At 73.9% G+C, this 10,979-nt stretch carries 11 protein-coding genes; 5 read left to right on the top strand and 6 right to left on the bottom strand.

Annotated elements, in window-relative coordinates; genetic code table 11:
• On the bottom strand, positions 1-573 hold a 573-nt coding region (locus N869_RS09340; RefSeq protein WP_035060628.1), incomplete at its 3' end, for an SOS response-associated peptidase.
• Between the two features lie 91 nt (positions 574-664).
• Between N869_RS09340 and N869_RS09335 the strand changes: the two genes are divergently transcribed.
• Together N869_RS09335 and N869_RS09330 are read left to right on the top strand one after the other, a co-directional pair.
• On the top strand, positions 665-1,927 hold the full coding sequence (locus N869_RS09335; RefSeq protein WP_052105303.1) for a multidrug effflux MFS transporter: 1,263 nt from the start codon (positions 665-667) through the stop codon (positions 1,925-1,927).
• Positions 1,928-1,994: 67 nt separating this feature from the next.
• Complete coding sequence (locus N869_RS09330; protein ID WP_035060625.1) at positions 1,995-3,221, top strand: pyridoxal phosphate-dependent aminotransferase; 1,227 nt, start codon at positions 1,995-1,997, stop codon at positions 3,219-3,221.
• A gap of 30 nt (positions 3,222-3,251) precedes the next feature.
• Here N869_RS09330 and N869_RS17360 read toward each other — a convergent pair whose 3' ends face one another.
• The 3 genes from N869_RS17360 to N869_RS09320 are packed head-to-tail and all read right to left on the bottom strand — an operon-like array spanning position 3,252 to position 5,622.
• Entirely contained in the window at positions 3,252-3,476 is a 225-nt protein-coding gene (locus N869_RS17360; RefSeq protein ID WP_156968470.1) for a hypothetical protein, read from the bottom strand.
• Positions 3,473-5,407 carry a ferrous iron transporter B gene (gene feoB / locus N869_RS09325; RefSeq protein WP_232229680.1) on the bottom strand — a complete coding sequence of 645 codons (1,935 nt, stop codon included), beginning with the start codon at positions 5,405-5,407 and terminating at the stop codon, positions 3,473-3,475. The genes N869_RS17360 and feoB overlap by 4 nt, the downstream gene beginning before the upstream one ends.
• Entirely contained in the window at positions 5,404-5,622 is a 219-nt protein-coding gene (locus N869_RS09320; protein ID WP_035060623.1) for a FeoA family protein, read from the bottom strand. Before N869_RS09320 ends, feoB begins: the two co-directional genes overlap by 4 nt.
• 192 nt (positions 5,623-5,814) lie before the next feature.
• Here N869_RS09320 and pgi point away from each other — a divergent pair, with 192 nt between their 5' ends.
• The 3 genes from pgi to N869_RS09305 all read left to right on the top strand — a co-directional run bounded on the left by pgi (position 5,815) and on the right by N869_RS09305 (position 9,163).
• Entirely contained in the window at positions 5,815-7,500 is a 1,686-nt protein-coding gene (gene pgi / locus N869_RS09315) for a glucose-6-phosphate isomerase (RefSeq protein ID WP_035060621.1), read from the top strand.
• Between the two features lie 61 nt (positions 7,501-7,561).
• The gene (locus N869_RS09310; RefSeq protein WP_084136806.1) at positions 7,562-8,752 is read left to right on the top strand and encodes an AI-2E family transporter; all 1,191 of its coding nucleotides are present in this window, start codon (positions 7,562-7,564) and stop codon (positions 8,750-8,752) included.
• Between the two features lie 36 nt (positions 8,753-8,788).
• Positions 8,789-9,163, top strand: a complete 375-nt coding sequence (locus N869_RS09305) for an RNA-binding S4 domain-containing protein (protein WP_035060633.1) — start codon at positions 8,789-8,791, stop codon at positions 9,161-9,163.
• Positions 9,164-9,166: 3 nt separating this feature from the next.
• Here N869_RS09305 and N869_RS09300 read toward each other — a convergent pair whose 3' ends face one another.
• Together N869_RS09300 and N869_RS09295 are read right to left on the bottom strand one after the other, a co-directional pair.
• Positions 9,167-10,210, bottom strand: coding sequence for an ABC transporter ATP-binding protein (locus tag N869_RS09300; protein ID WP_035060618.1), 1,044 nt, complete (start codon positions 10,208-10,210; stop codon positions 9,167-9,169).
• A partial coding sequence (locus N869_RS09295; protein WP_156968469.1) for an ABC transporter permease occupies positions 10,207-10,979 on the bottom strand: 773 nt, incomplete at its 5' end. The genes N869_RS09300 and N869_RS09295, both read right to left, overlap by 4 nt.

The following is a 10,979-nucleotide window of genomic DNA, read 5'->3' as shown; positions in this document are numbered from 1 at the left end:
CAGGGCGACCGGGCGCCGGGCGTGCACCGGACCCAGCACGGGGTCCGCCGAGGCATCCGCGGTCACCACCGTGGTGGTGACCAGCCAGCGGCCCGGGTCGTCGTCGGCGCGCGCCGGGTCACGCCAGAACTCGAACAGCCCCGCCAGGGCCAGGGGGCCGCCGTCCTCCGGGTGGATCCAGTAAGGGTGCTTGGGCCCACGCGCAGCCGCCCCGGGGCGGTGCCACTCGTACCAGCCCTCGGCGGGCACCAGGCACCGGCGGGCCCGCAGCGCCGCACGGAACGCGGGCTTGTCGGCCACGGTCTCGGACCGCGCGTTGATCATCCGGGACCCGATCGAGCGCTCCTTCGCCCACGAGGGCACCAGCCCCCAGCGCGCGGCCCGCAGGGAGCGCTCCGCGGGCCCCTGCCCGTCGCGGGGGTGCCGCTCGACCACGATCCTGACCGGGTCCGTGGGGGCGACGTTCCAGGACGGGGTGATCGCGGTGACCTCGTCCGGCACCCCGTCGGGACCGACCTCGAACAGGTCGACGAGCTCCTGGGCGTCCCGGAACGAGGCGAAGCGTCCGCACATGCCCCCAGCATGCCCCGCCCGGCCCGGCAGGCGTCGCTGTGATCAGGGACACGGCGCGGTCGAATCGATTTGATGGCAGACTCGTGCGGTGATGACAGCCACACCCCCCCACCCCACCGGGACCCCCCGACGCACGGCCGGGTTCGTCCTCATGGTCGGCCTGCTCACCCTGCTGCCCGCGGTGACCACGGACATGTACCTGCCCTCGCTGCCGGACGTCGCCCGCGACCTGAGCACCAACGAGGCCGGCGCCCAGTTCACCATCACCGGCATGCTCATCGGCGGGGCCATCGGCCAGCTCATCGTCGGGCCCTTCTCGGACCGTGTCGGCCGGCGCCTACCCGTCCTGATCGGTGTGGGTCTGCACGTCCTCATCTCCCTGACGTGCGTGTTCGTCACCACCATCACCCAGCTCGCCACCCTGCGGGTGCTCCAGGGCCTGGTCAGCGCCGGCGCGACGGTCGTGGCCATGGCCGTGGTCCGCGACCGCTACTCCGGCGCCGAGGCCGCGCGCATCATCTCCCGCCTCATGCTCGTCATCGCCGCCGCGCCCCTGCTGGCCCCGACCGTCGGCAGCGTCATCGCCGAGATCTGGGACTGGCGCGCGGTGTTCGTCGCCCTGGCCCTGGTCGCCCTCGTGATCCTGCTGGCAGCCGCACGGTTCCTGCCCGAGACCCTCCCCGCCGAACGACGCACGACCCAGGGGATCACCACGTCCCTGCGCGGCTACCTCGAGCTCGTCCGGGACGGACGGTTCGTCGCGCTCGCGGTGATCCCCGGCCTCTCGATGGCCCTGATCATGAGCTACGTGGCGGGGTCGCCCTTCGTGCTCCAGGAGGGGTACGGGCTGACGTCGCAGCAGTTCGCGATCGCCTTCGCGGTCGGGGGCACGTCCCTGGTCGCCGGGTCCCAGCTGAACGCCGCCCTGGTGCGGCGCGTGGGCCCGGTGCGGCTGCTGCGGCTGGGGCTCCCCGCGACGGCCGCCGTGGCCGGGTTCCTGGTGCCGGTCACGGTGCTCCAGGTCGGGGGCGTCGCCGGGTTCGTCGGCACGCTGTGGGTCTGCACGGCGCTGCTCGGGTTCGTCATGGCGAACGCCTCGGCGCTGGCCCTGACCCGCCACGGGGAGCGTGCGGGCACCGCCGCGGCCGTGATCGGGTTCATGCAGGCCGGCCTCGCGGGTCTGGTGAGCCCCTTGGTGGGGTTGTTCGGTGGCGGCGCCGGCGCGATGACCGGGGTCATGTTCGGGTCGATGCTCCTCGCGTTGGTCATCCTGGCGTTCGCCACCCCCGCGTACCGACCCGGCGGCTGGGTCGAGCTGGGTGGCGAGCCGGTGGGGACACCGGCGCCCCACTGAGTCCACCGGTCGCCGTCCACCGGTCGCTGTCCACCGGTCACGACGGCGGCACCCGTAGCCTGTCCCGATGACCTCACCGCAGCGCCGCTGGTGGCACGTGGCCCGGGACACCGGTCTGCTCGACCCGGACGGCGCGGTGCGGCGCACCGTGTTCGCCGAGGTCTCCGACCTGGCCGCGCGGACCGGGGCGATCAACCTGGGGCAGGGCTTCCCGGACGTCGACGGACCCGAGCACGTCGTCCAGGTCGCCGTCGAGGCGATCCGGGCCGGGCGCAACCAGTACCCGCCCGGTGACGGCGTCCCCGAGCTGCGCGAGGCCGTCGCCGCGCACGCGGCCGACCGGTACGGCATGCGGGTCAGCCCCCAGGACGTGCTCGTGACCGTGGGCGCCACCGAGGCGATCGCGGCCACGCTCCTGGCACTGGTCGGCCCCGGCGAGGAGGTCCTGGCACCGGAGCCGTACTACGACTCCTACGCCGCGGCCACGGCCCTGGCCGGCGCGCGGCTGGTGCCGGTGCCCCTGGTGCGTCGGGAGGGCGGGTTCCGCCTGGACGTGGACGCCCTGGCGGCCGCGACGACCGACCGCACCCGGGTGCTGCTGCTCAACACCCCGCACAACCCGACGGGCGCGGTGCTCGACGAGCACGAGCTGGCCGCCGTGGCGCGCCTGGCCCGTGACCGTGACCTGGTGGTCGTGACCGACGAGGTCTACGAGCACCTGACCTTCGACGACGCGCGGCACGTGCCGATCGCGACGCTCCCGGGGATGGCCGGGCGCACGGTGACGATCTCCTCGGCCGGCAAGACGTTGTCGTTCACCGGGTGGAAGGTCGGGTGGGTGATCGGCCCGCCGCCCCTGGTGGACGCGATCCGCACGGTCAAGCAGTTCCTCACCTACTCCGGCGGGGCGCCGTTCCAGCTCGCCGTCGCCGCCGCGCTCACCGATCCCGACGGCCGCACCGCGCACTTCCTGACCGAGCTGCGCACCTCCCTGCGCCGCCGCCGCGAGCTGCTGTGCGAGGGGCTCACGGCGGTGGGGTTCGACGCGGTGCGTCCGCAGGGCACGTACTTCGTGGTGGCGGACGCCGCGCCGCTGGGTGTCGCGGACGGGGCCGAGCTGTGCCGGGCCATGCCGACCACGGTCGGTGTGGCGGCGGTGCCGGTGAGCGCGTTCTGCCGTGACGGCGGGCCGGGGCAGCAGGCCCTCGCCTCGTGGGTGCGCTTCACGTTCGTCAAGCGCGAGGACGTGCTCCACGACGCCCTGGGGCGCCTCGAGGGCCTCCACCGCGGTTGAGGTGTCCACAGGATTGTGCACCTCTGTGGACTATGGGCATCTTTGTCCGTTTCCGGGTGCGCACGCCGGCGCCAGCGGGCACGCCCGGCAGGCTGCCGGTGGTGGCCCGGGGAACCCGCCGGGCGGAGGCGCGGTGAGCCGGTCGAGCTCGGCGTGCAGAGCGTCCACGAGCTCGCGCGGGACACCGGTGCGCCGCGCGACCACCGGTCCTGGTACGCCGCGGCGCAGAAGGTCCAGGGCCAGGGCGGCGCTCATGTGAGCAGTCGCCCCACCTGGAACACGACCGTGGCCAGGCCCCAGGCGACCGCCAGCTGGACCACGGCGCCCCCGGCTGCCCAACGGACCCCGAGCTGGCGTCCCTGCTCGGCGAGGGTCGCCACGCACGGGGTGTAGGCCAGCACGAACACCATCAGGGCTGCCGCCGCGGCGGCAGGGTGCCCGTCCGAGGACTCCTCGAGGGTCGTGCCCACCCGGGCGGGAAGCCCCTCGTCGTCCTCGTCGCCGGGCACGCCCTGGGCGTCGGGGTGCGTCTGGCCGAGCGCGCCGACCACCGCCTCCTTGGCGACGAACCCGGTGAGGATCGCAGCCGTGACCCTCCAGTCGTCCAGACCGGCCGGTGCGAGAGCAGGGCTCACGGCCTGGGTCGTGCGGCCCAGGGCGCTGTCCTCCACGGGCACGTCGGCGAACGTGCCGACACCGGCCACCGGGATCGATGCGAGCAGCCACAGCAACGTCAGGGCGGCCACGACGACCCCGCCGGCCCTGGTCACGAAGGCCCGGACGCGGCGCAGGGCCCCCACCAGCAGCGGCCCTGGCCGCGGCACCTGGTAGGCGGGCAGAGGAAGGGCGAGGGCCTCGCGTGGCTGGCCCCGCAGCAGGCCCCGACGCAGGACGAGTGCCCCGGCGACCACCAGCAGCACGCTGAGCACGTACATCCCCAGCACCGCGGTCGCGGCGTGCCGGGGCAGGACGAGCACCGCGAGCAGCAGGTACACGGGCAGTCGTGCTGCGCACGAGGTCCACGGCACCAGCAGCGCCGTGACCAGGCGCTGCCTGGCGTGGGGCAAGGTGCGGGTGGCGGCAAGGGCAGGGAGGTTGCAGCCGAAGCCGATGACGAGAGGGAGCATCGCCCGGCCGTCGAGCCCCAGGGCGCGCAGCCCCCGGTCGGCGAGCACCGCCGCCCGCGCCATGTACCCGCTGTCCTCGAGCACGCCGAGGGCGATGTAGGTGAGGGCCATGAGCGGGGCGAACGCCAGGACGGTGCCGACCCCGGCGCCGATCCCGTCCACCAGCAGCCCCTCGACCCACGTGCCCGCGAGCGGCCCGAGGACGAGCCCGGCGCGGTCCCCGACCGCCGCGACCGCCGCCTCGGTGGCCTCCATGATCGGGGCAGCGGCGCCGGTCGTGAGCCAGAACACCGCCCACAGTGCGCTGAGCAGCGCTGGTACCCCGATCCACGCGCTCAGCAGGTACCGGTCCGCGCGGTCGCTGCGGGTCAGGCGCAGGGGGCGGTGCGCGCGCGCCGAGTCCAGTGCGCGGTGGACCCACTCGAACAGCGCCGCCGCGTCGTCGACGGGGTCCTCCAGTGCTGCGGGGACCGTGGCGCCGCGCGCGTGGTCCGGCGTGCCGACCGGGTGCGTCGTGGGGTGCCACGGCGTGGTGAGCGCGTGGGCGAGGGTCGCGGCGGCGTCGGGGGAGCGGGGGTCGATCTCCGTGACGGGGCAGCCCAGGTACGCCTCGAGCCCGGCCCGGTCGGGTGCGGCGTCCCGGGCGCGTGCCACGTCCACCATGGTCGTGACCACGACGACGGGCGCTCCGGTGCGCGCCACCTGGCCCAGCAGGTACAGCGACCGCGAGGGGGCGGTCGCGTCGACGAGCACCACGACGGTGGCCCCGGGGTGTGCGTGCAGGGCGTCGGCGACGACGGTCTCGTCGGGTGAGCGTGCGACGAGGCTGTACGTGCCGGGCAGGTCGGTCACCGCGAGGTCGGCGCCGGCGGTCGTCCAGGTCCCCTGCTGGAGGACGACGGTGGTGCCGGGGGCGTTCATCACGCGTTGGCGTCCCCCGGTGAGGGTGTTGAAGAGGGTGGACTTGCCGACGTTCGGGTTGCCGACCAGGAGGATCCGGCGGTCGCCGGGTGCGAGTCCGCCGGCCTGCGGGGCGTGTCCCGGGCAGCCGGCGCTCACGGCTGGGCCGCCACGGTGACCATGAGCGCGGTGGCGCGGTCCACCGCGATCCGGTCGGCCCCGACGGCCAGCACGCGACCCCCGAACGGTGTGCGTTGCACGACCTGGACGGTGGTGCCCGGTCGCACCCCGAGCTCCTCCAGGCGCAGGGCGGGCGCCTCGCCGGTCCGCACGACACGGACGGGGGTCGTCAAGGGGCATGTCAGCAGGTCCACAGCCGGAAGGTAGACCCGAGGTTAGGCTGGCCTAACGGACCAAGGTCCTGGCCTGGACGGGCCCGCATCGAGCGGTGCAGCCAGCCGCACGGCCTCGATGGAGTGTCGACGGGCGTCGACGGAGCGTCGGGGGAGCGCGGGGCATCCGCCGATCACTACGGTGGGTCCCACACCTTTGGAGGAGGCCTGCACGTGAACGCACCCGTCGACGCGACCACCACCGACGCCTGGACCGCGCTGTCCGCCCACCGCGAGGCCCTGCGGCCGGACCTGCGCAGCTGGTTCGCCGACGACCCCGGCCGGGCCGAGCGCTTCAGCCACGTGCTCGGTGACCTGCACGTGGACCTGTCCAAGAACCTCCTCACCGACGAGACCGTCGCCCTGCTGGCGCGACTGGCCCAGGAGGTGGGCCTCGCCGAGCGCACCGAGGCCATGTTCCGGGGCGAGCGGATCAACGTGACCGAGGACCGCGCCGTGCTGCACACGGCGCTGCGCCGCCCGCCGGGCTCGAGCCCGGCACTGGTGGTCGACGGGCAGGACGTGGACGCCGACGTCCGCGCCGAGCTGGCCAAGGTGTACGCGTTCGCCGACCAGGTACGTGGCGGGGTGTGGGTGGGTGTCACCCGCAAGCCGGTGCGCACGGTGGTGAACATCGGGATCGGCGGCTCGGACCTGGGGCCGGTCATGGCCTACGAGGCGCTCAAGCCGTACACCCACCCGGACATCGACGTGCGGTTCGTGTCGAACATCGACCCCACCGACGTGGCCGAGACCCTCGCCGACCTGGACCCCGAGACCACGCTGTTCGTGGTCGCGTCCAAGACGTTCGGCACGTTGGAGACGCTCACCAACGCGCGTCTGGCACGACGGTGGCTGTGGGACGGGCTGATCGCGTCCGGCGCGATCGAGGACGAGGAGGAGGCCCGCACCCAGGCCGTGGCCCGCCACTTCGTCGCGGTCTCCACCGCGCTGGACAAGGTCGCGGCGTTCGGGATCGACCCCGCCAACGCGTTCGGCTTCTGGGACTGGGTCGGTGGCCGGTACTCGCTGGACTCGGCGATCGGCACGGCCCTGGCCGTGGCGATCGGGCCGGAGCGGTTCGAAGAGATGCTGGCCGGGTTCCACGCCGTGGACGAGCACGTACGGACCATGCCGGTCGAGAACAACGTCCCGGTCCTCATGGGGCTGCTGAACGTCTGGTACGTGAACTTCTTCGACGCCCACACCCACGCGGTGCTCCCTTACGCCCAGCACCTGCACCGGTTCCCCGCCTACCTGCAGCAGCTGACCATGGAGTCCAACGGCAAGTCCGTGCGGTGGGACGGGACGCCGGTCACCTCCCAGACCGGTGAGGTGTTCTGGGGCGAGCCGGGCACCAACGGGCAGCACGCCTTCTACCAGCTGATCCACCAGGGGACCCGCCTGGTCCCGGCCGACTTCATCGCCGTCGCTAACCCCGCGCATCCGCTCCGCGACGGCGGCACCGACGTCCACGGGCTGTTCCTGGCGAACTTCTTCGCCCAGACCAAGGCCCTGGCCTTCGGCAAGACCGCCGAGGAGGTGCGCGCCGAGGGCACCGCGGAGGATGTGGTGGCCGCCCGGGTGTTCAGCGGCAACCGGCCCACGACCTCGATCCTCGCCCCGGCCCTCACGCCCTCGGTGCTGGGCCAGCTCATCGCCCTGTACGAGCACATCACGTTCGTCCAGGGTGTGGTGTGGGGCATCGACTCGTTCGACCAGTGGGGTGTGGAGCTCGGCAAGAAGCTGGCCCTGGAGGTCGCCCCTGCTGTCGAGGGCGACCGGGCGGCGCTGGACGCCCAGGACCCGTCCACCCGGGCCCTGATCGAGCAGTACCTGACCTGGCGCGACCAGGGTTGAGGCCAGGGGAGCGGGCGGCTCTCGACGGGCCGGGTAGCCCGCTCCTGCCTACGCTGCCTGGATGAGAACCCGTCGGCGCGAACGTCCCTCCCTCTGGACCGACGGCCTGGGCCGGGCCGCGGTGCGCTCGGCCCAGGTGCTCCTGGTGCTGGCGCTGGTCATGTGCGCGCTCTGGGCGCTCGGCCAGATCAGCGTGGTCGTGATCGCGGTGCTCATCGCCACCATCGTGGCCGCCGCGGTGAGCCCGGTGGTCTCGTTCCTGCGGCACCGCGGCATCCCCAGCGGGTTGGCGACGTGGTTCGCGATGTTCCTGGGGGCCGGTGGGCTGGGGCTGGTCATCTGGTTCGTGGTGAACGCGGTGCGCGACGAGTGGGACGACCTGGTCGACTCCGCGACCGAGGGCTTCGACGAGCTGCAGCAGTTCCTCACCCAGGGGCCGCTGGGCATCACCGACGAGCAGATCGACGAGGCCCGTCAGGAGGTCGCGGACCTCCTGACCAGCGACGCGGTGCAGAGCGGGGCGATGGCCGGCGCCGCCACGGCCGTGGAGATCATCACGGGGATCGTCCTGGGGATCGTGGTGCTGTTCTTCCTGCTGCGTGACAGCCGCCGCATCTGGGGTTTCTTCCTGCGGCCCTTCGACGCGGCCTCCCGGGAGCGTGCGGACCGGATCGGCGGCAGCGCCGTGAACGTCCTGGGCGGGTACGTGCGGGGTACGGCGATCGTCGCTGCGGTGGACGCCACGGTGATCGGTGTGGCCCTGTTCATCCTCGGCATCCCCCTGGCGCTGCCGCTGGCGACCATCGTCTTCCTGGGGGCGTTCATCCCGCTGCTGGGGGCGACCCTGGCGGGGACCCTCGCGGCTCTGGTCGCGCTGGTGGCCGAGGGGCCGGTGTACGCACTCATCGTCGTCGGTGTGGTCATCGGTGTGAACCAGCTCGAAGGCAACCTTCTGGAGCCGATCGTCCTGGGGCGCACCCTGAGCCTGCACCCGTTGGCGATCCTGCTGGCACTGACCGCAGGGACCCTGCTGGCCGGGATCATCGGCGCGCTGCTCTCGGTGCCGCTCGCCGCCGTCGCGTGGGCGGTGATCAGCCAGTGGAACGCCGCGGACGAGGTCGACGGGTCGGGCGGTGAGGATGACGACGGCGAGGATGACGACGGCGAGGATGACGATGACGGGGACGGGCTCGACCACGCGGGCGAGCCACGGCCGGGAATCGCGGCGCCCGTGCGGCCCGAGGGCGGGTGAGCGGTCGCCACGGTGGTCTCCTCGTAGGCTGTGGCGATGAGTGAGGGCCGGGTGCGGGTGGATGCCTGGACGTGGGGCGTGCGGCTGTTCAAGACGCGGTCGGCGGCCGCGTCGGCGTGCCGTGCCGGTCACGTCCGGGTCAACGGCGACCGGGCCAAGCCCGCGACTCTCGTGGGCGTGGGTGATGAGGTGCGGGTCAGGCTCCACGGCGTGGACCGGGTCCTGAAGGTGCAGGGCCTGCTCACCAAGAGGGTGTCGGCGCCGTTGGCCGCGCAGGCGTGCCTGGACCTCACCCCTCCGCCGCCGCCACGGGAGATGGCCGCACCGGCGGGGCACCGTGACCGTGGGACGGGGCGCCCGACCAAACGCGAGCGGCGCGAGATCGAGCGGCTGCGGGGACGCCGCCCCTGAGGGTCACGCGGCGGCGGTGCCCTCGGGGAACCACGTGACGGGTCCGACGATCCGGACCCCGACGGCCTGCTCCTCCGGCAGCTCTCCCTGGGTGCGGCACACCACCGGCAGGCGGACCTCGCCGGGGCAGTGGACCTCGAGGCGCACGCTCGCGTCGTGGCCGTAGAAGTAGGTGTCGACCACCCGCGCGGGCAGTCCGTCGGCGGGGTCGACCAGGTGCACCTGCTCGGGGCGGAGCACCACGGTGCCCATCCCGTCAGCGGCGGTCTGGGTGAGCGGCAGGTGCCCGAGCGGTGTCCAGACCACCCCGTCGCGCACGGTCGCCGGGATGACGACCGCCTCGCCCACGAACCGGGCGACGTCCACGTCCTTGGGGTAGCGGTACACGTCCTGGGGCAGGCCGGACTGCACCACGACACCGTCGCGCATCACGGCGACGACGTCGGCGGTGGACAGCGCCTCCTCCTGGTCGTGCGTGACGAGCACCGCGGTGGCTCCTGCGGCGTGCAGGGCGGCGCGCACGTCCGCGCGCACGGCGGCCCTGAGGGCGGCGTCCAGTGCCGAGAACGGCTCGTCCAGGAGCACGACGTCGGGTGCCGGGGCCAGGGCGCGGGCGACGGCGACCCGCTGCTGCTGCCCTCCGGAGAGCTGGGACGGCATGCGGTCGCCGTACCCGGCCAGGCCGACGAGCTCCAGCAGCTCCCCGACGCGTGCACCACGGCGGGCGCGGCGCGGGAGCCCGAAGGCGACGTTCTCGGCGACGGTCAGGTGCGGGAACAGGGCACCCTCCTGCGGGACGACCGCGACCCGGCGCCGCTCGGGTGCCACGGCCCGGCCCGGGCCGGTGACCTGCCGCCCTCCGACGGTGACCGACCCGGAGTCGGGCTGCTCGAAGCCCGCGACCACCCTCAGCAGGGTGGTCTTGCCGCAGCCGGACGGTCCCAGGACCGCGGCCAGGGCGCCGGAGGCCACCTCCAGGTCGACCCCGCGCAGGACCGGTTGGGCCCCGAAGGACTTGGTGACGTCCTTGACGGTCAACGCGCTCACGGGGGATCTCCAGCGGTCGTGGGGCGGGGCAGGCGGGTCCGGGATGCTGTCTGCGCGTAGGTGAGCAGGAACGTGGGGACCGCGGCCAGGAGCACCAGGGCCGCGGCGTAGGGGGCAGCTGCAGCGTAGGCACCGGATCCGGTCTCGGTCCACAGGCGTGTGGCCAGGGTGTCCATGCCGGTGGGTCGCAGCAGGAGGGTGGCGGGAAGCTCCTTCATGGTGACCAGCAGCACGAGCGCCGCGCCGGTGGCCACGCCGGGGCCCGCCAGGGGGAGGGTGACACGGCGCAGGGTCGCCCAGGGGCCCAGGCCCAGGGAACGGGCCACGTCCTCCAGGCGTCGGGGGCTCTGGGCGACGGAGGTGCGGACGGCTCCGACGGCGGCCGGCAGGAAGAGCACCGCGTAGGCGATCACCAGCAGCGGGACCTCCTGGTACAGGGGTCGGGCGTACCGCACGCCCAGGAACACCAGCGCCAGGGCCACCACCACGCCCGGCAGGGCGTGCCCGGCGTAGGAGGCCTGCTCCACGACGGTGACGAGCTTGCCGCGGTACCGGGCGGCCAGGATCCCGACGGGGACGGCCAGAGCGGTGGTGAGGATCGCGCCCAGCACCGAGACCGTCACCGTGGCGGTCGCCGCGTCGACCAGGCGCCCCAGGTCCAGGGTCGCCGACGTCCCGCGCGCCAGCCAGAACCCGAGCGTGGCGACGGGGAACAGCAGCGCGACGGCCGCCACGGAGCCCGCGCCCACGAGCGCGACCGGGCGCCACG

The sequence above is a fragment of the Cellulomonas bogoriensis 69B4 = DSM 16987 genome (assembly GCF_000767165.1).
Classification (GTDB): Bacteria; Actinomycetota; Actinomycetes; order Actinomycetales; family Cellulomonadaceae; genus Actinotalea; species Actinotalea bogoriensis.
This window is presented reverse-complemented; position numbering and strand designations above follow the sequence as displayed.